Source organism: Leisingera aquaemixtae, from assembly GCF_019801145.1.
Taxonomy (GTDB): Bacteria; Pseudomonadota; Alphaproteobacteria; order Rhodobacterales; family Rhodobacteraceae; genus Leisingera; species Leisingera aquaemixtae_A.
Genome location: NZ_JAHVJQ010000006.1, coordinates 260163 through 283774 on the forward strand (window position 1 = coordinate 260163; position 23612 = coordinate 283774).

Here is a 23612-nt window from a genome sequence, read left to right on the forward strand (position 1 = left end):
CCTCAGCGTGTCGCTTGCAGGTTACAGCGCGCCCTTGGTGGACGGAATCGCATCCGCCTTGCGCGGGTCGGTCTCCACCGCCAGCCGCAGCGCGCGGGCCACTGCCTTGAACGCCGCCTCGGCGATGTGGTGGCTGTTGAACCCGTGCAGCTGGTCGATGTGCAGGGTGATGCCGCCATGGGTGCTCAGGGCCTGAAAGAACTCGCGTACCAGCTCGGTATCGAATGCGCCGATCTTCTGGGTCGGCAGTTCAACATTCCAGATCAGAAAGGGGCGCGCCGACAGATCCAGCGCGCAGCGCACCTGGGCGTCATCCATCGGCAGGTGGCACTCGCCGTAGCGGCGGATGCCCTTCTTGTCCCCCAGCGCCTGCACCAGCGCCTGACCCAGCGCGATGCCGGTGTCCTCCACCGTGTGGTGGTCGTCGATGTGGTAATCGCCCTTGGCGCGGATGGTCATGTCGATCAGCGAATGGCGCGCCAGCTGGTCCAGCATATGGTCGAAAAAGCCGACCCCGGTCTGGTTGTCATAAACCCCGGTGCCGTCGAGGTTGATCTCGACAGAGATATCGGTTTCCGCAGTCTTGCGGGTCACTTTGGCGGTACGCATTGCGGGCTGTCCTTCGTCATGCTGCACGCGCGCTTATAGGGCGGGCAGGGGGCACGGCTCAAGTGCGGCATTGTGCATGGGGGTCAATCTGTTGCAGCAATCCCGGCCTTGTCCTGGTCCCATCCCGGCCTATTGCACCCGGATGCGCCGCATGCGAGCTTGGGCGCAAATCCGTGACCATTCAAAAGGGGCACCCATGTCCACCTGCGTCTTTGTCCAGATCCGCTGCAAACCCGGCACCACCTACAAGGTGGCCGAAGAGATTGCCCTGCGCGAAATCCATTCCGAGCTTTACTCCACCAGCGGCAACTTCGACCTGCTGATGAAGCTCTACATCCCGACGGGTGAGGATGTCGGCAAATACATCAACGACCAGCTGTTGCAGATCGAAGGGATCGAGCGGTCGCTGACCACGATGACCTACAAGGTGTTCTGAGGCATCCGGAACTCAGGCCGCAGACAGAAAAACGCCCCGCAGTGCGGGGCGTTTTCTTTTTCAGTGCAGGGGATCAGGCGGCGATCAGCCCCTGCTCCTGCAATTCGGCATACGCCGCATCAACACCTGCCTTCATCCGCGCCAGCATGTCGTCCACCTCGGCTTTGGTGATGATGATCGGCGGGCACAGCGCCAGCGCGTTGCCCGCGACCGCCCGCAGGATCAGGCCGTTCTCCTGGCAGGCCTTCTGCGCCGCCGCGCCTGCTGCGCCTTTGTCAAAGCTGGCACCGGTGGTCTTGTTCGACACCAGCTCCAGCGCCGCGATCAACCCCTTGCCGCGCACCTCGCCGACCAGCGGATGATCGGTGAAGATCTCGCGCAGCTGCGCCTGCATATAGGCGCCCACGTCCGCGGCGTGCTCGAACAGGTTGTCGCGCTCATAGATCTCCAGCGTTTTCAGTGCCGCGGCACAGGCCGCCGGGTGGCCGGAGTAGGTGTAGCCGTGACCAAAGACGCCGACCTCATTGGTCTGGTCAATCATCGCCTCATACATGTAACCCGGGATGACCGAGGCCGAGATCGGGAAATAGGCCGAGCTCAGCTGCTTGGCAAAGGTCATCAGGTCGGGCTTGATGCCCATGGTGGTGCAGCCGAAATCGGCGCCGGTGCGCCCGAAGCCGCAGATCACCTCATCGGCCCAGACCAGGATGCCATGCTTGCGCAACAGCGCCTGCAGCTTCTCGTAATAGCCCTCCGGCGGCACGATCACGCCGGACGCGCCGGTGATCGGCTCGACAATCATCGCTGCGATGGTGTCGGGGTCCTCCGCCAGGATCTGCTGTTCCAGGTTGCTGATGATCCGGTCGACAAACTGCTCCTCGGTCTCATTGCCCTGGCGGCCGGTATAGTAATGCGGCGCGTCCGAGCGCAGGATGTGCAGCGCCTCCAGCGGCGCGTCGAAATGCGCCAGATTCGCGGGCAGGGAGGTCAGCGAACCGGCCGCCACCGTCACCCCGTGATAACCGCGCTCGCGGGTGATGATCTTGCGCTTCTCCGGCTTGCCGATGGCGTTGAAGTAATAGCGCAGCATCTTGTAGTGGGTGTCATTCGCGTCCGAGCCGGAGTTGCCAAAGAAGATATAGGCATCCTCCACCGGCACCATCGCCTTCAGCTTCTCGGCCAGCTCCATGATCGGCTTGTGGGTCTTGCCGCCGAAGGTGTGGGTGAACGGCAGCTTGTGCAGCTGCTCGGTGATTGCATCCATCACCTCGGTGTTGCTGTAGCCCAGCGAGGTGCACCACAGGCCTGCCAGCCCTTCGATGTATTTGTTGCCGTCCGTGTCATAGACATAGATGCCTTCGCCGCGGTCCAGGCACAGCTGCTCGGTCGCGGTGAAATTGGTGGTGGGATAGATGACTGGGGCCATGGCCAAACTCCTGCGATGATCTGCCCGTGAGCATTGTTTGGCAGTAGCATTGGCCTGTTTTTCAGCCCGCGTCAAAGGAATTTGATCAAATTTCACGAGGGCGTTTGAAAAAGCGAAAGGCCGCCCTGGAGGGCGGCCTTTTCGTTTCCCGATGGAGCGGGCGATGAGATTCGAACTCACGACCCTTACCTTGGCAAGGTAATGCTCTACCCCTGAGCTACGCCCGCGCTGCCATCCGGTGACGCGGTGAATAGGAAATCCGCGCGCAGGCCGCAAGCGGAAAATGACAGTTCAGTGAAGAAAGTGCCGCCGGTGCCGCGGTGCAGAAAAGCGAAAGGCCGCCCCGAAGGCGGCCTGTCCGTTTTCCCGATGGAGCGGGCGATGAGATTCGAACTCACGACCCTTACCTTGGCAAGGTAATGCTCTACCCCTGAGCTACGCCCGCGCTGCCATTCGGTGAGGCGGTGTTTAGGGTTTTCCCAAACGGGCCGCAAGAGGAAAATTTCAGAACCTCGCAAGTATCTGTGGATAAGCATTATTCTGCCGCTGTAAGGAAGTCTGCGAGGCGGTCTTTCAGGGCGGCAAGATCCTTGGTCTCGCATTCCCAGATTGTCAGCACCTGCCAGCCCGCCGCCTGCAGCGCGGCCAGATGCTCGGCGTCGCGCTCCGCATTCCGGTGCAGCTTCGGCTCCCAATAGTCGCGGCGCGAGGCCGGGATGCGCCCGGCGCGGCAGTCATGCAGATGCCAGAAACAGCCATGCACAAAGATCACCTTGCGGCGCGGCCCGAACACCAGGTCGGGCTTGCCCGGCAGGTCCTTGCGGTGCAGGCGGTAGCGGTAGCCCATGCCATGCACCATCCGCCGCACCAGCATTTCCGGCTTGGTGTGCTTGGCGCGGATCTTGGCCATATTGGCGCTGCGCCGTTCCGGTGTCAGGGTGTCGGCCATTCCACGTGGTGCCTGGATTGTTCCACCATGCGGGCATGGTAGCTGTTTTCAATCCGGCAGGAAATGAAGGCGCTGGCCGGGCAGGGCGGCAGCCCCAGCGCTTTGATCAGCTGGGCATCCTTCTGGCCTTCCAGCAGCACGATCCGCTCGCGCGCCAGCATGTCGCGGGTGCCATGGCCGCCGTCGGCGCGGATGCGGCGCATGAAATCCTTCTGCTGCGCCACCGCCTCAACCACATCACGCGGCACCGGGCGGCCCTGGATCAGCCGGAACAGCCGCGCCATACGCTCGTTGCCGGTCTCTCCCGCAAAGATCTGCTCCACCGCCGCCTCATCTGCGGTGCGCCAGAAATTGGCGGGGTAGGGCTGGTCCTTCAGCAGCCACAGGATATGGCGGAACCCCTCGGCGGAAATGCTGCGCTTGGCATCCTTGTTCTGGCCTTGGGTCAGGTATTCCGGCCGGGCGATGATCAGCCCCAAATAGCAGCGCGCCCGCACTTCATCCGCGGCGACCAGCAGGCAGGCGCAATCAATCGCCTCGGTGGGGATCATCCAATTGCCGCCCATCGTGTGCTTGATGTCGACATCCTGGCCCAGGATTTCTGTGTCCAGCCGCCCCTTGCGCAGCTTCAGCAGCGCCCGCAGCTCGATCTCGACCCGGGTGCCGATATAGGTTTTTTCGGTTTTCTCCAGCTCTTCATAAGCGCGCCGCCCGGTCTTGGGCGTCATGATCACATCGTCGATGCATTGGCGCAGCATCTGCGGCACATCGTATTCCAGCGCCAGCGCGCCGCCGGCACGGGTGGTGATCTCCTCCGCCAGCGGAAAGAGGACGCCAAAATCCGGATGGCCGGGGAGCACAAGGCTGTCGGGAAGTTTCTGTTTCATGAATGTCCACGCCCGGCCGCAAGGCCGGGCAGCGCCCGTCCCGCCCCCCATGGGGCAGGCGCGACGCTTCCACCGCGCCGGGCCGGGCGCTGCCCTTGGCTCTGAGATAAGAGAGAGGCTTTACGCCCGCACGGCATGCAGCTTCGGCTTGGCAATCGCCGCCTTCAACTCACGCGCCACCGCCTCTGCCACCGGCGGCGGGAAGGCGTTGCCGACCTGGCGGTAGGCATTGGTCTTGGCGCCGGTGAAATGCCATGCGTCCGGGAAGCCCTGAATGCGCGCCACCATCCGCACCGTTAGGCGCGGCATGTCGTTGTGGAACGGATCCGGGGCTTCATTTGCGATGGTGCGCCCCTCAACCCCCAGCGCCGCCCAGGCGCGCCGCGCGCGGGTCGGCCCCAAATCGGGCCCCCCGTGTTTCTTGGAGCCGCCGACGATGGTCGGCGCAATCTCATCCGCCTTGGCGGCCCAATCATCCGCCCCGCGCCAGCCGCGCTCCTTCATCAGGTCGATCAGGGTTGCACCAACGGTCGGCGGGTTGTGCGGCAGCGGTTCGGGCCAGTTGAACTGGCCGGCAAATTCCTTGCGCAGGGCAACAATCGCCACACGCGGCCGCAGCTGCGGCACACCGAAGTCGGAAGCATTCAGCAGGCGCCAGTCGGTTTCATAGCCCAGCTTCGACAGCTGCTTTTTCAGCTTCTCGCGGTAGTCATGGAACACCGCATCCAGAAAGCCGCGCACGTTCTCGATCATCACCGCGCGGGGGCGGGTCGAATCCACAATCTCGATCGCATCATCGAACAGGTTGCGCTCGTCCTTCTCGCCCAGCTGCTTGCCCGCGACCGAAAACGGCGGGCAGGGCAGGCCACCGGCCAACAGGTCGATGCCTTTGTAGTCGCCCGCGACGTCCTTGAACTTGCGCACGTCTTCTTCCAGCACGTTCCACGCGGGGCGGTTGTGGCGCAGGGTGGCGCAGCAGTGCTTGTCGATCTCAACCAGCGCCGTGTGGTCAAAGCCCGCCGCCTCGAGACCGAGGGCCTGGCCGCCCGCACCTGCGCATAGTTCTACCGATGTCAGCATTCTGCTCTGCCTGTCCGTTTCTGTTCTTGCTCTGTTCCTATGCGGTAAAGCGATTCCGCACAAGGTTTTCTGCACCCGGCCAGACTAAGCGGAAATGCTGAAAAGCGAAAGGCCGCCCCGAGGGCGGCCTGTCCGTTTTCCCGATGGAGCGGGCGATGAGATTCGAACTCACGACCCTTACCTTGGCAAGGTAATGCTCTACCCCTGAGCTACGCCCGCGCTGCCATCCGGTGAGCGGTGAAATAGGGTCTCCGCCCGCTGCCTGCAAGAGGAAAATCGGCAGCGGGAGAAAAAAATCCGCACCGGCAGCGACGGAACGGCGGGGGATCGGCGTACCACCTGCAAACAACCGGATTTTTCAGGGGAGACCGAGGCTATGAATTGGAAGGATTACTTGCGGATCACCAGCCTGGGCGCAGCGATTGCCCTGGGGATGCTGGTGCACAGCGCACAGCACGCCAGTTCACCGCAGGCTGACAGCTGGGCCGGGCAGGTCGAGGGGCTGAAACCTGTGCATGTTGAAACCGTGACCCTTCCAGAAGCCGCAGCATTCAACGCCTGACGGCCTGGCAACAGCCAGAAATCCTGCGCGGCTTTTCGGGTGCGAAACACCGGGCCGGCGCTAGTTCTCCGCGCCGGAAAACTGGCCGGAATTCGCGCCGAACTTCGGTTCCCCTCACAAAGAGAAAGGGCGCCCCGCTGCCGGCAGGGCGCCCTTCCGAATTTTCCAGCCTTCCGGCTTATTCCAGCTCGACCAGCAGATCCTTGGCGTCAATCTGGCCGCCGGCCTGAACGTGCACGGCCTTCACAACCGCGTCGCGCTCTGCGTGGATGCCGGTTTCCATCTTCATCGCTTCGATGGTCAGCAGCATGTCGCCTTCGTGCACCTGCTGGCCCACCTGCACCGCGACAGAGGCCACAACACCCGGCATCGGCGCGCCGACGTGGTTCGGGTTGCCTGCTTCCGCCTTGGCGCGGACTTCGGTCGAGGCCTTGACCAGACGGTTCGGCACCCGGATCACGCGGGGCTGGCCGTTCAGCTCGAAGAAGACCTTCACTTCGCCCTTCTCGTCGGTCTCGGAAATCGCCTGCAGGCGGATTTCCAGGGTCTTGCCCGGATCGATCTCGGCGGTGATCTCCTCACCTGGCTCCATGCCATAGAAGAAGGTCTTGGTCGGCAGGGTGCGCACCGGGCCGTACTGGCGGTGGCGGCCCATGTAGTCGAGGAACACCTTCGGATACATCAGGTAGCCGTTCAGGTCCTCGTCATCGACCTTGAAGCCTTCCAGCTCTTTCGACAGCTCCGCGCGGACCGCTTCCAGATTCACCGGCTCCAGATGCTTGCCCGGGCGTTCGGTGTTGGGCGCTTCACCCTTCAGAACCTTGGACACGATACCTTCCGGGAAGCCGCCCGGGGGCTGGCCCAGGTTGCCGCGCATCATGTCGACCACCGAGTCGGGGAAGGCCACGTCGGTTTCCGGGTTTTCGACCTCTTCGCGCGTCAGGCCCTGGGAGACCATCATCAGCGCCATGTCGCCAACCACCTTGGACGAGGGGGTCACTTTCACGATATCGCCGAACATCTGGTTCACGTCGGCATAGGTCTGCGCCACGTCAGCCCATTTTTCTTCCAGCCCCAGCGAGCGCGCCTGCGCCTTCAGGTTGGTGAACTGGCCGCCCGGCATCTCGTGCAGGTAGACCTCGGAGGCCGGGGCCTGCAGGCCGCTTTCGAACGCCGCATACTGCGCCCGCACCTGTTCCCAGTAGCCGGAGATCTCGCGCACCTTGGAAATGTCGATGCCGGTGTCGCGGTCGGTGTTGCGCAGCGCCTCGACGATGGAGCCCAGGCAGGGCTGCGAGGTGCCGCCGGAGAAGGCGTCCATCGCCGCATCCACCGCATCCACGCCGGCATCCGCCGCCGCCAGGATGGTGGCACCGGCCACGCCGGAGGTGTCATGGGTGTGGAAGTGGACCGGCAGGCCGACCTCTTCTTTCAGCGCCTTGACCAGCTGGCGGGCAGCGGCAGGCTTCAACAGGCCAGCCATGTCCTTCAGGCCCAGGATGTGGGCGCCGGCTGCTTCCAGCTCTTTCGCCATGCCGACATAGTACTTGAGGTCGTACTTGGCGCGGTTCGGGTCCAGGATATCGCCGGTATAGCAGATGGTGCCTTCGCAGACCTTGCCGCTCTCGACCACCGCGTCCATGGCAACGCGCATGTTCTCGACCCAGTTCAGCGAGTCGAAGACGCGGAACACGTCGACGCCGGTGGTGGCCGCCTGGCGCACGAACTCCTGCACCACGTTGTCCGGATAGTTGGTGTAGCCGACGCCGTTGGAGGCGCGCAGCAGCATCTGGGTCATCAGGTTCGGCATCCGCTCGCGCAGGTCGCGCAGGCGCTGCCAGGGGCATTCCTGCAAAAAGCGGTAGGCCACGTCAAAGGTCGCACCGCCCCAGCACTCGACCGAGAACAGCTGGCTCAGGTTTTGCGCATAGGCCGGCGCCACCTTGATCATGTCGATCGAGCGCATCCGGGTCGCCAGCAGGGACTGGTGGCCGTCGCGCATCGTGGTGTCGGTCAGCAAGAGCTGGCGCTGCGACTTCATCCAGTCGGCCACCGCCTGGGCACCCTTCTGCTCCAGCAGATTGCGGGTGCCATAGGGCAGGTTGCCCACTTCCGCTTTCGGTGCGCGCGGCTCCTTCAGGTCGGCGGCGGGAGCGGCGCGGCCTTCGGTCTCCGGGTGGCCGTTCACGGTGATGTCCGCGATATAGGTCAGCACCTTGGTGCCGCGGTCGCGGCGCTTCTTGAACTGGAACAGATCCGGCGTCTCGTCGATGAACTTGGTGGTGTATTCATTCGACAGGAAGGTCGGGTGCTTCAGCAGGTTTTCGACAAAGGCGATGTTGGTGGAAACACCGCGGACCCGGAATTCGCGCAGCGCGCGGTCCATGCGGGCAATCGCCTTTTCCGGGGTCGGCGCCCAGGCGGTCACCTTGGTCAGCAGCGAGTCATAGTAGCGGGTGATCACGCCGCCCGCGTATGCGGTGCCGCCGTCCAGGCGGATGCCCATGCCGGTGGCGGAACGGTAGGCGGTGATGCGGCCGTAGTCCGGGATGAAGTTGTTCAGCGGATCTTCGGTGGTGACGCGGGTCTGCAGCGCGTGGCCGTTCAGGCGGATATCGTCCTGGCTGGCCTTGCCGGTCGCCTCGGCAATGGTCTTGCCTTCGGCGATCAGGATCTGCGCCTGCACGATGTCGATGCCGGTGACCTCTTCGGTCACGGTATGCTCCACCTGCACCCGCGGGTTCACTTCGATGAAGTAGAACTTGCCGTCGTTCATATCCATTAGGAATTCGACGGTGCCCGCGCATTCATAGTTCACATGCTGGCAGATCTTGCGGCCCAGGTCGCACAGTTCTGCGCGCTGTTCTTCGCTCAGGTACGGGGCAGGGGCGCGCTCAACCACTTTCTGGTTGCGGCGCTGGACCGAGCAGTCCCGTTCGTACAGGTGATAGATCTCGCCGTGCTTGTCGCCCAGGATCTGCACCTCGACGTGGCGGGCGCGGGTGATCATCTTCTCCAGATAGCCCTCGCCGTTGCCGAATGCGGCTTCCGCCTCGCGGCGGCCTTCCAGGACTTTCTCTTCCAGCTCCTTCTCGGCATGGATCGGACGCATGCCGCGGCCGCCGCCGCCCCAGGAGGCCTTCAGCATCAGCGGGTAGCCGATCTCGGCCGCTTCCTTGCGGATCGCGTCCATGTCGTCGCCCAGCACCTCGGTTGCCGGAATCACCGGCACGCCGGCGGCAATTGCCACCTTGCGGGCAGAGGCCTTGTCGCCAAGGGCGCGCATGGTTTCGGCCTTGGGGCCGATGAAGGTGATGCCGTTGCGGGCGCAGGCATCCACGAAATCCGGGTTCTCGGACAGCAGGCCGTACCCGGGGTGGATCGCATCGGCGCCGCTTTCCTTGGCCACCCGGATGATCTCGTCGATCGACAGATAGGCCGCAACCGGGCCCATGCCTTCGCCGATGCGGTAGGCCTCGTCCGCCTTGAACCGGTGCAGGCCGAGCTTGTCTTCCTCGGCATAGACGGCGACGGTGCGCTTGCCCATCTCGTTGGCTGCGCGCATCACGCGGATCGCGATCTCGCCACGGTTGGCAATCAGGATTTTTTTGAAGTCGGTCATTTCACCCTCGGGGTCCGTGCAAGTTGGTGCAGTGTTAGGCGGATATTAGCGGCTGGTATAGACGTAGTTCTGGGTATTTCCGGCATGATTGCGCTCTCAAGCGGCCTGTTTTTCCATTCCTGATCCGCGTTTTGCCCATTCCGGCTGTCAGGCGGGTCCAGCCGCCCAATCTGCTAACATTTACAGATTCCGCCAAAATTTTGCATCTGCAGCATGGTTTTGTAACTATTTTTTCCGCGCCGCAGCGAAAATATGACGTTGCGGATGCGTCATTTTGGCGCAATTTTCCCGGTTTTGCACGAAATGCGCCGGCCGGCAGTGCAGTCAGGCCAATTTCCGCAGCTGCAGGCTGCGCGCCTCCGTCAGGCTGGACAGGCCCAGCTGGCCCATATTGGCTTCCAGATCCTTGGTCAGAATGCTGATCAGATGCGCCGGACCGGCCTCGCCCAGGGCGGCCAGCGCATAGTGGAAGGCGCGCCCCAGCATGATGAAATCCGCCCCCAGCGCCAGCGCCCGCAGGATGTCCAGCCCGCCCTCGATGCCGCTGTCGAAAATGACAGGAACGGTAACGGCCTCGCGCACCTCCGGCAGCAGGCTGATGGCGGGCGGGCAGCCGTCGAACTGCCGGCCGCCGTGGTTGGACAGCCAGATGGCATCGGCGCCCGCCTCCTGCAGCCGCCGCGCATCTTCGGCCCGCTGCACGCCTTTGATGATGAACGGCCCGTCCCAGTTGTGCCGCAGCCAGTCGACATAGGCCCAGTCGGGCGAGGTCCGCAGCAGATAGCCGATATGCGCGGTTGGCGGCAGGTTGGCCTGTTCGCCGCCGATGTATTTATCCAGCGTCCGCATGTGCGGCATCCCGGCCCGGGCCATTCCCAGCGCCCAGGCGGGCCGCATTGCGATCTGCGCCAAGAGCCGCGGGGTCAGCCGGGGCGGCTGCGTCAGGCCGGAGCGGGTCTGCCGTTCCCGGCGCGAGGCGACCGGCACATCCACCGTCAGCACCAGGGTGCGGAACCCCGCATCCCGCGCCCGCGCCAGCAGGTCGGTGCGGATGCCCTCATCCTTCGGCGGGTAGAGCTGAAACCAGGCATCCTTGCCCAGATGCGGCGCCAGATCCTCCGGCATCTGGCTGGCCACGGTGGACAGGCAATAGGGGATGCCCGCGGCGGCGGCGCTGCGGGCCAGGATGCCCTCGGCATCGGGCCAGATCAGGCCGGACATGCCGACGGGCGCCACGCCAAAAGGGCAGGCGTATGCGGCCCCCAGAAGCTCAATCGACAGATCCGTCTCCAGCGGCCCGTGCAGCACCGACGGCAGCATGCCGATCCTGTCCAGCCCGGTGCGGTTCTGCGCCTTGGCGGCCTCAGTCCCGGTGCCGCTGTCCAGATACTCCCAGACGAACTTCGGCAGCCGCTGTCTGGCGCGGTCTTTCAGATCGCTAAGGCCCGGGTAATTCTGATGCAATTCCATGCAGCTATTGGTACGCGGCCGTCAGGAGAGTGCAAGAAAAAGCGCCGGAACCGGCCAGCGGCCCCGGCTTCTTGCGGCGCCTAGGCCGCTGCGTCCTTGTCCTGAGCGCTGCCGGCGGCGGCGATCTGCGCCGGCGGGTTGCGCGGCGCCGCCGCCGTTCCCTCGGCAACGCAGACCTGGTTGCGCCCCTTGGCCTTGGCCTCATACAGCGCCTCGTCGGAGGCGCGCAGCAGATCCTGCGGCATGGTGCCATGCGCCGGGTAATGGGCAACGCCCAGCGAAATGGAAATCCGCGGCAGCGCCTTTTCGCCGTAACGCACCACCACGTCCTCGACGGCCTGCCGCAGCAGCTCCGCCTTGGTGACAGCATCCTCCGGGCGCACGCCCGGCAGAAGCAGCGCAAATTCCTCGCCGCCGGGACGGCAAGCCACCTCTTCGCCGTCACAGGCCTGCTCCAGCGCCGTGCCCACCGCCCGCAGCACCATGTCGCCTGCATCATGGCCGTGATTGTCATTGAATTTCTTGAAGTGGTCGACGTCGATCGACACCACGCTCAGCGGCCGTCCGCGGCTCTGGCTGGCACCCACGAATTTGCGCAGGCACTCGGTCATGTGGCGGCGGTTGAACAGGCCGGTCAGCGGGTCGCGCACCGACTGGTCGTGCAGCTGGTCGCGCATCCGCACGTTGGCAATCGCCATGCTGATCTGCTCCGCGCACATCTGCGCCAGCTGCTTGCAGCCGGAGAAATCCCCGGCCCGGCTCGGCCGCGACCGCAGGTGCATCAGGCCGACGGTCTCGCCATGCGCCAGGATCGGGAAGCAGAAATAGGGCCGCCCGTCATGCGGTTCCGCGTGGGCGCAGGTGAACTCCACTTCCGAGGCGCCGAACTCATAGGTCCGGCCGCGGCGCAGCCCCCAGCATTCGCCCGGCTGGATGTGGTCCTTGTGGCTGCCGCCGTTCCAGCTGGCACAGCCGTCCAGCACGTCGCGCGAATTGGAGAACACATAGATGCTGCCCTCGGAATCCGGCAGCAGATGGCTCATGAATTCGGACACCATGTCGAACAGCTCATCCAGCGAGCGGCAGGATTGCAGCCATTCGTTCAGCTCGCCCAACAGCTTCACTTCCCGTGCCAGCTGCAGCTGGTTTGCCATGATCTCCTGATCCTTGGCAGACCGCTCCTCAACCTGGCGCAGGCTGCGGCGGTTGGATTTGAAAACAACCGCCGACACGATGGCCATCGCCGTCACTGTCACCAGCGAAATCAGCGCCAGAGACATGCGGACACGGGAAATGAAGGTGTTCCGCACATCGGTAATGTCCGAGTAGAACTCGATCGCCCCGATGAAAATGCCATCGTGCATGACCGGGGAATAGACTTCGGCCACCTCGCGGTTCGGGATGGAGCCGTCGGGATTGACCGCGGTCATCAGCCCGTCCACCTCGGTCGCGGGCTTTTCTTCATGCTTGTAGTAGACGACGCCCTGCGAGACGGCGGTCTGGAAATACTCCTTGGTGTTCCGCTGGCCGATTTCCTCGGCGCGGGTGGACCAGAAAATAGTCCCGTCCGACTCGAACAGTTTCAGCCGGTACACGTCCGAGGTTTTCGGCACCAGGTTCAGATATTCCCGGTCGTGCTCATCCAGTTCGCCGAGCACAAAAGCGTCCTTGCTGTTTGAAAGGTGCAGCAGAACCGCCCGCCGCCAGGTGTCGGCCTGCTTGCGCAGGTCCGCTTCCAGCATCCGGTCCACGATGGGCGAAGGGACGGAATAAACGGCCCAGGCCGACAGCGCGGCCGCTGCCAGCATCAGGGGCAGCAGCAGCAGGGTCTTGAGCTTGGAAAGAAGCTTTCCGGCGGGCCGGTGTGTCATGATGGTCCCCAGTCAAACGGCGTTTGCGTTAATATTGCGCAGCAGGCTTTACAGAACATGAATTTCCCGCCTCCGCTTGTGCTGAATAGGCAAAATGCACGCTAAAAGGTGCCTTGACGGTGTCGCTGATTTTCCTGCGATCCGGGCGAACAGACTGTGAACGTCCTCTTTCCGCCGGACCTGAATCACGCTAGGATCACGGCCATGAGCAGTTTTGACGAAATGGACGCCTTTGAGGGCGCATCGCTGTCGTCCCGCGCCATGGGCGCGCGGGTGATGCCCTATCTGGACACGCTGAACCCGGCCCAGCGGGAGGCGGTGGAATGCCTCGACGGCCCGGTGCTGATGCTGGCGGGCGCCGGCACCGGCAAGACCAAGGCGCTGACCACCCGCATCGTGCATCTCCTCAGCACCGGTCGCGCGCGCCCGAACGAGATCCTGTCGGTGACCTTCACCAACAAGGCCGCGCGCGAGATGAAAGAACGGGTCGGCGGCATGCTCGGCCAGGCGGTCGAGGGGATGCCCTGGCTCGGCACCTTCCACTCGATCTGCGTCAAGCTCTTGCGCCGCCACGCCGAACTGGCGGGGCTGAAATCGAATTTCACCATTCTCGACACCGACGACCAGATCCGGCTCTTGAAACAGCTGATCCAGGCCGCAGGCATCGACGACAAGCGCTGGCCCGCGCGGATGCTGGCAAACATCATCGACGACTGGAAGAACCGCGCCCTGACACCTGAAAAGGTGCCGGTTGCAGACGCCAGCGCCTACAACAGCCGCGGCACCGAGTTTTACGCCCAGTATCAGACCCGCCTGCGCGAACTGAACGCGGTCGATTTCGGCGATCTGCTCCTGCACATGGTGACGATCTTCCAGAACCACCCGGACGTGCTGGAGCAGTACCAGCGCTGGTTCAAATACATCATGGTGGACGAATACCAGGATACCAACGTCGCCCAGTACCTCTGGCTGCGGCTGCTGGCCGGCGCGCACAAGAACGTCTGCTGCGTCGGCGACGACGACCAGTCGATCTATGGCTGGCGCGGCGCCGAGGTCGGCAACATCCTGCGGTTCGAGAAGGATTTTCCCGGCGCCATGGTGGTGCGGCTGGAGCAGAACTACCGCTCCACCGGCCATATCCTGGCCGCCGCGTCCAACGTGATCCGCGGCAATGCCGGCCGTCTGGGCAAGGAGCTGTGGACCGATGCCGGCGACGGCGAAAAGGTCCGCCTGATCGGCCATTGGGACGGCGAGGAAGAGGCCCGCTGGATCGGCGAGGAGATCGAGGCGATGCAGCGCGGCACCCGTGGTCAGTCGCCCATCGGCCTCAACAGCATGGCCATCCTGGTCCGCGCCTCCCACCAGATGCGCGCGTTCGAGGACCGCTTTCTGACCATCGGCCTGCCGTACCGGGTGATAGGCGGCCCGCGGTTCTATGAGCGGATGGAGATCCGCGATGCCATGGCTTATTTCCGCGTCGTGGTCTCCCCCGACGACGACCTGGCGTTCGAACGCATCGTCAACACCCCCAAGCGCGGCCTTGGCGACAAGGCGCAGCAGACCATTCAGACCATCGCGCGCGAGAACGGCGTCTCTCTGGTCGAGGGCGCCCGGCTGGCGGTCGAGAGCGGCCAGATCAAGGGCAAGGGCGGCGGCGCCCTGCGTGAACTGGTCGAGGGCATTGCCCGCTGGGGCCGGATGGCCGGCGACGCGGACATCACCCACATGGAGCTGGCCGAGATCATCCTGGACGAGTCGGGCTACACCGCCATGTGGCAGAACGACAAGAACCCGGACTCACCGGGCCGCCTGGAAAACCTCAAGGAACTGGTGAAGGCGCTGGAAAGCTTCGAGAACCTGCAGGGCTTCCTCGAACACGTCAGCCTGGTGATGGACAACGACAAGCAGGACGCGGACGAGAAGGTCTCGATCATGACCCTGCACGCCGCCAAGGGCCTGGAGTTTCCCGCCGTTTTTCTGCCGGGCTGGGAGGACGGGCTGTTCCCCTCGCAGCGCTCGATGGACGAAAGCGGCCTCAAGGGGCTCGAGGAGGAACGCCGCCTGGCCTATGTCGGCATCACAAGGGCAGAGGAAATCTGCACCATCTCCTTTGCCGGCAACCGCCGGGTCTTCGGCCAGTGGCAGTCGCAGCTGCCCTCGCGCTTCATTGACGAGCTGCCCGAAGAACACGTCGAGGTGCTGACCCCGCCGGGCCTCTACGGCGGCGGCTATGGCGCTGCAGCACCGGGCGCGGGGCAGGTGCGGTCCACCATCGAGGAAAAGGTGGCGCAGGCCGACGGCTACAACTCCCCCGGCTGGAAACGGATGCAGGCCCGCGCGGGCCAGTACGGCATGTCCCAGCCCAAGGAGAGCAAGCATCAGGTGATCGATCTCACCGCCACCTCCAGCTTCACCCTGGGGGAGCGGGTGTTCCACCAGAAGTTCGGCTATGGCGCCATCACCGGCATCGAGGGCGACAAGCTGGAAATTGATTTCGAGAAGGCTGGCCCCAAGAAGGTGGTTGCCAAATTCGTCACCGCCACAGACGACGTGCCGTTCTGACCGGCGGCGGGGACAGCCCCGCCGCGATCACCGCAGCGCAATCATCGCAATGCCGATGGCAATCAGCACCGCCCAGCCGAGGCGGCTGAGGCCGCGCGGCTCCTTCAGCACCAGCGCCGCCAGGATCACCGACACCGGGATCGACACCTGCCGCACCGCGCTTACCGCCGCCGCCTCGGCGCCCAGCTGGAACACCCGCAGGATCAAGAGGTACGACAGGTAGGACGACAGCCCGGCAAACAGGATGCGCCAGGGGTTCTGCGCCCAGCCCCGCACCACGCCCAGCAAGGGCGCCGACTGCCCCCGGTCCTCCCAGGCGCGCAAGGCCCCCATGGCCGCCGTCACCAGGATATAGGTCCAGAACAGGAACGGCGCGCTGGTGGTGCCCTGCATCGCCGCCGCATCGGAAATCGAATAGGCAGCCGACCCCAGCATCGCCATCGCCGCCATGGCAAAGGCGCGCGGATCATCCAGCAAGCGTCCCTTGCCCTTCTGGATCATCAGCCCGGCCCAGATGATCAGCCCCATGCCCAGCAGGGCCGCCCCGGTATAGCTGCGGTCCAGCACCAGCCAGCTGAAGGCGGCAATCGCCAGGGGCGAGGAGCGCACGATCGGGTAATAGGCCGACAGGTTTCCCCGCCGCAGCGCCGACAGGGTGCCGTAGTAGTAAACCGTCAGCCCCAGTGCCGAGGCCAGAACCAGCGGCCAGATCCCGGCGGGCAGGGCGGGGGTCTGCCCGGCCAGCGCCATGTGCAGGCCTGCAAACACCACCCACGACAGGCACACGCCGGTATAGCAGGACACCGGATGCGCCACGCCCTTCAGCGTCAGGTCCCGCAGCGGGTGGGTGACCGCCGACAGCAGCACCAGCAGGATCCACAGCAGTTCCACTTAGGAGGCAGCCCCCTGGCCCGGCCGGTCCAGATAGGCGTCGAAATGCACCGTCACCTGATCGCTGCTTACCTGCACCACGCCATAGGCCAAGGGCTCGACGCTGTATTCGCTGCCGGCCCGCTCAGGCACCAGCGGGATCTGGTGGTTGGTGCTGGGCAAAGAGGTGAAGCTGTATCCGCGCCAGTTCACATAGGTCATCCGGTGCACATGGCCGAAGAAGATGTGGCGGATGTTCCGCCCTTTCTGCAGTGCTGCGTGAAAACCTTCCGGATCGCGCAGCTTGATGTCGTCGACATAAGGCAGCCCGATATCAAACGGCGGGTGGTGCAGGAACAGGAACACCGGCGCCTCACCCGCGGCCTCCAGCTCCGCCTCCAGCCAGGCCAGCCGGTCCGCGCACAGCTCCCCGTCATGTACGTCCGGCCCGCCGGTGAGGGTGTCGAGGAACAGGAACCTGGCGCCGCCGGCTGCGTGGCTGTGCTGCACGAACCCGCCGCCGTCGCGCGGATGATCGGCAAAGACGCTCAGGAAGTTCCCCCGTACGTCATGATTCCCGAGCATCAGGAAGGCCGGCAGCGGAAGCGCCGCCAGCTGCTCCTGCAGCCAGCCATACGCCGCGGGATCGCCCTCGTCGGCCAGATCGCCGGAGATCACGCAGAACGCGGCGTCCTGGTGCCATTCGGCGATATCTGCCAGCACCCGCTGCAGATTCGCCGCCGGATCGCCGCCGTTCAGCGGCACGCCGGGCGCCATCAGGTGAATATCGGTGAGATGGATGAACTTCATGACGCGGTCCCGCAAATGCCTGTTGCCATTGCTGGCACTAGACCCCGAGGCGCGCGCTTTGGATAGCGGAAAAACGTCAGCCTCCCGGTCCGGGCGCGGCAATACCTGCCCCCGGAATCAAGAAACGGCGGCGCCCAGGGAGGAGGAGGGGCACCGCCGTTCTGTCAAACACCGGGAGTTAGGGAGGAGGAGTTCCCGGTGATCCAAACCCGGCTTTTGAGGCCGGTATAGGGTGCGGTGGCATCAGGGAGGAGGAGGATGCCACCGCCAAAGACAGGTCCCTCAAGGGAGGAGGAGGAAGGACCTGATCTCTATCAGTTGTTCTCGTAAGCCGCCTGATAGGCGACGCGCTTGATTTCGGACCGGTTCAGGCCCAGGTCTGCCAGGTCGCGGCCGGACAGCGCCGACAGCTCGTTGACGGTCTTGCGGTACAGGCGGTAGCGGACGAACTTGACCAGCAGGGCATCCAGGAAGCCAACCGGGGATGCGACGCTCACCGCGGAGATCTGTTGTGCTGCTGCCATAATCATGTTCCTTCGTCTAACCGTACCGTCTTGTGCCGTCGTGGCGTTTCTTGAATGACAATTTAAGGAAATGCCGCGGATGCACAATCCCGCGCGTCGTCAATGCCGCTATGCAGCATCTGCATGGGTGACGCAGGGTAGGCCTTTGTAATTGGCCAAGATTTTCAGCAGCCCGTTATCCGCCTGTATAATTTCAGGGCACTGCGCTGCGGCCTGCGCATGGCTGGCGGGGCGGCAGCTTGACAGGCCCGGGCTTTTTGCTGCGGCAAACGCGCTGGCCGGGTTCCAAGCGCGGCGGCGCACACATATATATGGGCCGGATTTGACGCAGGAGAGCAGCCATGGGTGTCACGCAACAGCAGATTCACGCAGTATTGGAACGGCTGGCCCTGCCGGACGGCGGCACCCTGGTCTCGCGCGACATGCTGCGGGCGCTGCGCATCGAGGGCAGCAAGGTGAGCTTCGTGATCGAGGCGCCGAGCCCCGAGATCGCCAAGCTGATGGAGCCCTTGCGCAAGGCCGCCGAGGCGGCGGTGCTGTCGCTGGAGGGAGTCGAAACCGTCTCCGCCGCGCTGACCGCCCACGCCCCCCAGCAGCCCGCCCCCAGCCTCAAGGTCGGCGGCCACCCGAAACCGCAGGCCGGGCCGCTGAAACCGGCGGGCGTCAAGCGCATCCTGGCGGTTGCGTCCGGCAAGGGCGGGGTGGGCAAATCCACCGTGTCGTCGAACCTCGCCGTGGCGCTGGCCAAACAGGGCCGCAAGGTCGGCCTGCTGGATGCCGACATCTACGGCCCCTCCCAGCCCCGGATGATGGGCGCCACCGGACGGCCGGCCAGCCCCGACGGCAAGACCATCGAGCCGCTGCACGCCCATGGCGTCACCCTGATGTCGATCGGCTTCATGCTGGAAGAGGGCAAGGCGGTGGTCTGGCGCGGCCCGATGCTGATGGGCGCGCTGCAGCAGATGCTGGGGCAGGTGAACTGGGGCGAGCTGGACGTTCTGATCGTCGACCTGCCGCCCGGCACCGGCGACGTGCAGCTGACGCTCTGCACCAAGGCGGAGCTGTCCGGCGCCATCGTGGTCTCCACCCCGCAGGACGTGGCGCTGCTTGATGCGCGCAAGGCCATGGACATGTTCAAGACGCTGAAGACCCCGGTGCTGGGGCTGATCGAGAACATGTCCTTCTTCACCTGCCCGGACTGCGGCGGCGAGCATCACATCTTCGGCCACGGCGGCGTTGCGGCCGAGGCGGAGGCGCTGGGCCTGCCGCTGCTGGGCGCGCTGCCGATTGACCTGGAAACCCGGCTGGCCGGCGACAGCGGCACGCCGGTTGCTGCGGGGGAGGGGGCGATGGCCCGGGCCTATGCCCGGATCGCCGAAGGGCTGATCGGCGGCGGCATGGCCTGAGACGCGCAGCCGACCCTCTATAAAAGTGTCCTGAAAGGCCCGCCGCTCTGGCGGGCCTTTTGCCTGGCTGGTGGTGACGGGATGCTGCCGCTTGGGTGCACGGCGGCCTTCGGCCTTGTCCCGCGCTGCAATTTGGGCGCCGATGGGATTGCCTGCCCGAAATGGGACTGCATGGCACCTGCTGCACCCCGCGGAATTTTGCGGGACGGCCGGGAATGCATGGGACGGCTGGGAATTCACGGGACCGGCGGGAATTCATGGGCGGCATGGGAAATCATGGCCCTTTTCCCGTTATTGCCCTCTTGCGGTTGCGAATCACTTGGTGCCGAAACGCTGCCGCAGGGCGTTTCCGGTGCTGCCGCAGGTCGAAAGCTGAGAACGTAAGGGGAACTTCCTGAAATTCTGGAGCCGCTGCAGCGGAATCGCGGGAAACTATGGGAAAAAAATTGCGGCTGCAACTCATCTCTATATCTAGTGTTTGCGCTGGAGTTAATCACAAGAAGTTCCGGAATTGGCTCTGAATCGGCTGCGAATCCCGGTCGAATCCGTGGAAACATTGTCAAGGCTTCGGCGGTTTCCCGCAGAAAACAGTTGCAGGGCCATCAATTCCCATAGTATCCCTAATTCATCAGATGAGACGAGGGACGGGGCGCTAAACGACCCCAAAACCAAAAACAAAACAAGCAGGTTTCATACAGGCCTTCGCTTTCATCAAACAAGAGATCCGGCGCGCGGGCGAGCAGACATCCCCCCAGGTGGCGCGTGCAGTCGGACATCCCGCAAAGCGGGCCAAGGCGGCGGGTTGATCAGTGGCAGCAGATCAACCCGCCCCTTTTCATTCTGGGGGACGGATCAACGCGAGGGACGCGCGAAAAGGGAACGGTAACTTGGGCCGCAGGTTCAGAGGCGAAAGCCACCACAAGGTGGACAGCAAGGGGCGGGTGTCAATCCCGGCCTCTTTTCGCCGTGTGCTGGAGGCCGCCGACCCGAACTGGCAGCCGGGCCAGAACCCGGAACTGGTGATCGTCTACGGCGACCAGCGCCGCAATTTCCTGGAATGCTATACTATAGAGGCGATCGAGGAGGTCGACGCCAAGATCGACCAGCTCCCGCGCGGCTCGATGCAGCGCAAGATGCTGCAGCGCATGTTCCACGGCCAGTCGTTCCCGACCAACGTGGATGAGACCGGCCGCCTGGTGCTGCCGGCCAAGCTGCGCCAGAAGATCGACCTTGAGGCAGAGGCCTTTTTCATCGCCGCAGGCGACACCTTCCAGATCTGGAAGCCGGAAACCTACGAGGCAGAGGAACTGGCCCAAGCCGAAAAATGGATGGAGGACCTGCCCGAGGACTTCGATCCGATGGAATTCCTAGATGGCGCCGGGGGCGCTTGAGACATGACCCAGGACCAAACAGCTGCCAATGGTCCCCACATTCCCGTCCTTCTGCGCCCGCTGCTGCAGGCGGTGGCGCCGGTCACGGGGCGCTGGCTTGACGGCACTTTCGGCGCGGGCGGCTACACCCGCGGCCTGCTGGAAGCCGGCGCCGAGCAGGTCATCGGCGTGGACCGCGACCCGCTGGCCTTTGAACTCGCCAAACCCTGGGCGGGGGAGTACGGCGACCGCCTGATCCTGCAGCCCGGCGTCTTTTCCCGCATGGATGAATACGCCCGGGACCTCGATGGCGTGGTGCTGGACCTTGGCGTCTCCTCGATGCAGCTGGATCTTGCCGAACGCGGCTTCTCCTTTATGAAGGACGGCCCGCTGGATATGCGGATGTCCCAGTCCGGCCCCTCTGCTGCCGACCTGATTGCGGAACTGACCGAGGCGCAGATCGCCGACATTCTGTTCCACTACGGCGAGGAGCGCGCCAGCCGCCGCATCGCCAAAGCCATTGTAAAAGAACGCACAATCGAGCCGATCACCACCACCCTGCGCCTTGCGGGCATCATCGAGAGCTGCCTGCCGCGCCCCAAGCCCGGCCAGTCGCATCCCGCGACCCGCAGCTTCCAGGGCCTGCGCATCGCAGTGAACGCCGAATATGACGAGCTGTTCGAGGGCCTTCTGGCCGCCGAGCGCGCGCTGAAGCCCGGCGGCCTCTTGGCGGTTGTCACCTTCCACTCGGTCGAGGACCGCATGGTCAAGCGCTTCTTCCAGCACCGCGCAGGGAAAACCGGTCGCGCCAACCGCTATGCGCCGGAGCAACAGGAAACCCCAGCCCAATTCGAGCTGGTCACCCGCAAGGCGGTGGGGCCGGACGAGCAGGAGCTGGCCGAAAACCCGCGCTCCCGGTCCGCCCGCCTGCGGGTCGGGCGCCGCACCGATGCCGCACCCGGGCCGATCTCGGCCAAGGAGCTTGGAATGCCGCAGCTGAAAGAGGCGCGTAAATGAAGACTTTGCTGTATGCCGCAACCTGCCTGGCCGTCTTCGGCCTCGCCTTCTGGGCCTACCGCGAAAATTACGCCACCCAGCAGGTGCTCAAGGAAACCCGCGCGCTGCAGCGCGAGATCGGCGCCGCCCAGGTGCGTCTCAGCGTGCTGCGCGCCGAATGGGCCTACCTCAACCGCCCGCAGCGGCTGCGCGACCTGGCCGACATCAATTTCGACCGCCTCGGCCTCTTGCCGCTGCGCCCGGATCAGTTCGGCCGCGTGGATGAGGTCTCCTACCCGGCGCCGCCGGAGCTGGAGATCGAAAACGAGATCGAAGTCTCCGGCCTGAACGCAGGGAGCAGCCAGCCATGATCCGCACGCCGCTCCGCCCGCTGGCCCGCATCCTGCACGCCCGTGCCTCTGGCGAGAACCCGGACGTGATCGAAAAGGAAAACATCAGCCTGCGCCATCAGGAGATGCAGGTGCAGGCCCGCCAGCGTGCCGAGGGGCGGCTCTTGGTACTGGGGCTGTTCTTTGTCTGCGCCTTCGGGGCGATCATCGCCCGCATGGGCATGACCGCGGTATCGGAACCGGCGGAACCCATTGCCAGCGTTCCCGGCGCGGCCATCGCCGCGCAGCGCGCCGATATCGTTGACCGCAACGGCAGCCTGCTGGCCACCAATTTCGAAACCCATTCCCTCTACGCCCAGCCGCCGCAGATGATTGACCCCGTCGGCGCCGCGGAAAAGCTGGTGGAGATCTTCCCCGACCTCGACCGCGAGCGGCTGATCAAGGATTTCACCGGCAAGCGCAAGTTCCTGTGGGTGAAGAAGAAAATCAGCCCGGAGCAGCTCCAGGCGGTGCATGACATCGGCGATCCCGGCCTGATGTTCGGCCCGCGCGAGATGCGCCTGTACCCCAATGGCCGCCTCGCCGCCCATGTGCTGGGCGGCGCCGGCTTTGGCAAGGAGGGCGTGAACGCCGCCGAGGTGATCGGCGTCGCCGGTGTCGAACGGCAGTTCGACGATTACCTGCGCGACCCGGCAAATGCAGGCAAACCGCTGCAGCTGTCCCTCGACCTCACCGTGCAGGCGGCGGCAGAGCAGGTGCTTTATGGCGGCATGAAGCTGATGAACGCCAAGGGCGCCACCTCGATCCTGATGGACGCCCACACCGGCGAGGTGATCTCGGTGGTGTCCTTCCCGGATTTTGACCCCAACGACCGGCCGCGGCCGCCGACCTCCGGCTTTGATCCCTCCGACAGCCCGCTGTTCAACCGCGCGGTGCAGGGGGTCTATGAGCTCGGCTCCACCTTCAAGATTTTCACCGCCGCCCAGGCGATGGAACTGGGGCTGGTCGGCGCCGACACCGTGATCGACACCCGCGGGCCGCTGCGCTGGGGCCGTTTCGCGATCCGCGATTTCCGCAACTACGGCAATGAGATGTCGGTGACCAAGATCATCGTCAAATCCTCCAACATCGGCACCGCGCGGCTGGCGCAGCAGATCGGGGTGGAGCGGCAGAAAAGCTTCCTCAGCGATCTTGGCATGCTGGAGCCGACCCCGTTTGAAATTTCCGAGGCCAAGGGCGGCAAGCCGCTTTTGCCCGGCAACTGGTCGGAGCTGTCGGCGATGACCATTTCCTACGGCCACGGCATTTCCACCACGCCGATGCATCTGGCGGCGGGCTATGCAGCGATTGCCAACGGCGGCCGCTACGTGGCGCCGACGATTCTGAAACAGGCCGCGCCGCAGCTGGGCGAACGGGTGATGAGCACCGCAACCGCCGCCGCCGCGCGCAAGATGTTGCGCAAGGTGGTGAGCGAAGGCACCGCGTCTTTTGCCGAGGTCGAGGGCTACCAGGTCGGCGGCAAGACCGGCACCGCGGACAAGCCCAAACCCCGCGGCGGCTATTACGAGGATAAGGTGATTGCCACTTTTGCCTCTATTTTCCCGGCACATGACCCGAAATACGTGCTGATCGTGACGCTGGACGAACCATCCATCATTGCCCACGGCGAGGAGCGCCGCACCGCAGGCTGGACTGCCACCCCGGTGGCGGCGGAGATGATCGGCCGCGTCGCGCCGCTCCTGGGCCTGCGTCCGCAAGTTGAACCCGCAGAGGTGACTGGTATAACCCTCACCTCGAACTAACCAAGGGTAG

The 23612-nt window shown here is 64.5% G+C and carries 19 protein-coding genes and 3 tRNA genes; 8 read left to right on the forward strand and 14 right to left on the reverse strand.

The window, feature by feature from the left end; genetic code table 11:
- Positions 1–21: 21 nt before the first annotated feature.
- Positions 22–609 (reverse strand): imidazoleglycerol-phosphate dehydratase HisB, encoded by a 588-nt coding sequence (hisB, locus tag KUW17_RS16340; RefSeq protein WP_027236985.1) that lies wholly within the window; start codon positions 607–609, stop codon positions 22–24.
- A 196-nt stretch (positions 610–805) separates the two neighbouring features.
- Between hisB and KUW17_RS16345 the strand changes: the two genes are divergently transcribed.
- A complete protein-coding gene (locus KUW17_RS16345; RefSeq protein ID WP_039179418.1) occupies positions 806–1045 on the forward strand; it encodes an Lrp/AsnC family transcriptional regulator in 240 nt (79 codons plus the stop codon).
- Positions 1046–1118: 73 nt separating this feature from the next.
- On the opposite strand, the gene KUW17_RS16350 is transcribed toward KUW17_RS16345, so the two are convergent.
- The 7 genes from KUW17_RS16350 to KUW17_RS16380 all read right to left on the reverse strand — a co-directional run bounded on the left by KUW17_RS16350 (position 1119) and on the right by KUW17_RS16380 (position 5606).
- A complete protein-coding gene (locus KUW17_RS16350; RefSeq protein WP_222481033.1) occupies positions 1119–2471 on the reverse strand; it encodes an aminotransferase in 1353 nt (450 codons plus the stop codon).
- A gap of 152 nt (positions 2472–2623) precedes the next feature.
- A tRNA-Gly gene (locus KUW17_RS16355) sits at positions 2624–2698 on the reverse strand.
- A gap of 143 nt (positions 2699–2841) precedes the next feature.
- Positions 2842–2916 (reverse strand) — tRNA-Gly (locus KUW17_RS16360).
- Between the two features lie 90 nt (positions 2917–3006).
- Positions 3007–3420, reverse strand: coding sequence for a very short patch repair endonuclease (locus tag KUW17_RS16365; protein WP_222481035.1), 414 nt, complete (start codon positions 3418–3420; stop codon positions 3007–3009).
- Positions 3405–4307: a NaeI family type II restriction endonuclease gene (locus KUW17_RS16370; protein ID WP_222481037.1), complete on the reverse strand. Its 903-nt coding sequence runs from the start codon at positions 4305–4307 to the stop codon at positions 3405–3407. Before KUW17_RS16370 ends, KUW17_RS16365 begins: the two co-directional genes overlap by 16 nt.
- A gap of 120 nt (positions 4308–4427) precedes the next feature.
- Positions 4428–5387: a DNA cytosine methyltransferase gene (locus tag KUW17_RS16375; RefSeq protein WP_222481039.1), complete on the reverse strand. Its 960-nt coding sequence runs from the start codon at positions 5385–5387 to the stop codon at positions 4428–4430.
- A gap of 144 nt (positions 5388–5531) precedes the next feature.
- Positions 5532–5606: transfer RNA gene (locus KUW17_RS16380), tRNA-Gly, on the reverse strand.
- Positions 5607–5763: 157 nt separating this feature from the next.
- Between KUW17_RS16380 and KUW17_RS16385 the strand changes: the two genes are divergently transcribed.
- Positions 5764–5949, forward strand: coding sequence for a hypothetical protein (locus KUW17_RS16385; RefSeq protein ID WP_222481041.1), 186 nt, complete (start codon positions 5764–5766; stop codon positions 5947–5949).
- A gap of 178 nt (positions 5950–6127) precedes the next feature.
- On the opposite strand, the gene KUW17_RS16390 is transcribed toward KUW17_RS16385, so the two are convergent.
- The 3 genes from KUW17_RS16390 to KUW17_RS16400 all read right to left on the reverse strand — a co-directional run bounded on the left by KUW17_RS16390 (position 6128) and on the right by KUW17_RS16400 (position 12912).
- Positions 6128–9571 (reverse strand): pyruvate carboxylase, encoded by a 3444-nt coding sequence (locus KUW17_RS16390; protein ID WP_222481043.1) that lies wholly within the window; start codon positions 9569–9571, stop codon positions 6128–6130.
- Between the two features lie 324 nt (positions 9572–9895).
- Entirely contained in the window at positions 9896–11041 is a 1146-nt protein-coding gene (locus KUW17_RS16395) for an alpha-hydroxy acid oxidase (protein WP_222481045.1), read from the reverse strand.
- Positions 11042–11121: 80 nt separating this feature from the next.
- Positions 11122–12912: a sensor domain-containing diguanylate cyclase gene (locus tag KUW17_RS16400; RefSeq protein ID WP_222481047.1), complete on the reverse strand. Its 1791-nt coding sequence runs from the start codon at positions 12910–12912 to the stop codon at positions 11122–11124.
- A 204-nt stretch (positions 12913–13116) separates the two neighbouring features.
- Between KUW17_RS16400 and KUW17_RS16405 the strand changes: the two genes are divergently transcribed.
- Positions 13117–15474 carry an ATP-dependent helicase gene (locus KUW17_RS16405; protein ID WP_222481049.1) on the forward strand — a complete coding sequence of 786 codons (2358 nt, stop codon included), beginning with the start codon at positions 13117–13119 and terminating at the stop codon, positions 15472–15474.
- Positions 15475–15501: 27 nt separating this feature from the next.
- Here KUW17_RS16405 and KUW17_RS16410 read toward each other — a convergent pair whose 3' ends face one another.
- From KUW17_RS16410 to KUW17_RS16420, 3 genes are all read right to left on the reverse strand, one after another.
- Positions 15502–16365, reverse strand: coding sequence for an EamA family transporter (locus KUW17_RS16410; protein ID WP_222481051.1), 864 nt, complete (start codon positions 16363–16365; stop codon positions 15502–15504).
- Positions 16366–17154, reverse strand: a complete 789-nt coding sequence (locus KUW17_RS16415; RefSeq protein ID WP_222481053.1) for a phosphodiesterase — start codon at positions 17152–17154, stop codon at positions 16366–16368.
- Between the two features lie 314 nt (positions 17155–17468).
- Positions 17469–17678, reverse strand: coding sequence for a DUF1127 domain-containing protein (locus KUW17_RS16420; protein ID WP_222481055.1), 210 nt, complete (start codon positions 17676–17678; stop codon positions 17469–17471).
- A gap of 341 nt (positions 17679–18019) precedes the next feature.
- Here KUW17_RS16420 and KUW17_RS16425 point away from each other — a divergent pair, with 341 nt between their 5' ends.
- From KUW17_RS16425 to KUW17_RS16445, 5 genes are all read left to right on the forward strand, one after another.
- Positions 18020–19084: an Mrp/NBP35 family ATP-binding protein gene (locus KUW17_RS16425; protein WP_222481057.1), complete on the forward strand. Its 1065-nt coding sequence runs from the start codon at positions 18020–18022 to the stop codon at positions 19082–19084.
- Positions 19085–19971: 887 nt separating this feature from the next.
- Positions 19972–20475, forward strand: a complete 504-nt coding sequence (mraZ, locus tag KUW17_RS16430; protein ID WP_222509711.1) for a division/cell wall cluster transcriptional repressor MraZ — start codon at positions 19972–19974, stop codon at positions 20473–20475.
- Between the two features lie 3 nt (positions 20476–20478).
- A complete protein-coding gene (gene rsmH / locus KUW17_RS16435; RefSeq protein ID WP_222481061.1) occupies positions 20479–21471 on the forward strand; it encodes a 16S rRNA (cytosine(1402)-N(4))-methyltransferase RsmH in 993 nt (330 codons plus the stop codon).
- Positions 21468–21821, forward strand: coding sequence for a cell division protein FtsL (locus tag KUW17_RS16440; protein WP_222481063.1), 354 nt, complete (start codon positions 21468–21470; stop codon positions 21819–21821). The genes rsmH and KUW17_RS16440 overlap by 4 nt, the downstream gene beginning before the upstream one ends.
- Positions 21818–23602, forward strand: coding sequence for a peptidoglycan D,D-transpeptidase FtsI family protein (locus KUW17_RS16445; RefSeq protein WP_222481065.1), 1785 nt, complete (start codon positions 21818–21820; stop codon positions 23600–23602). Before KUW17_RS16440 ends, KUW17_RS16445 begins: the two co-directional genes overlap by 4 nt.
- Positions 23603–23612: the final 10 nt, after the last annotated feature.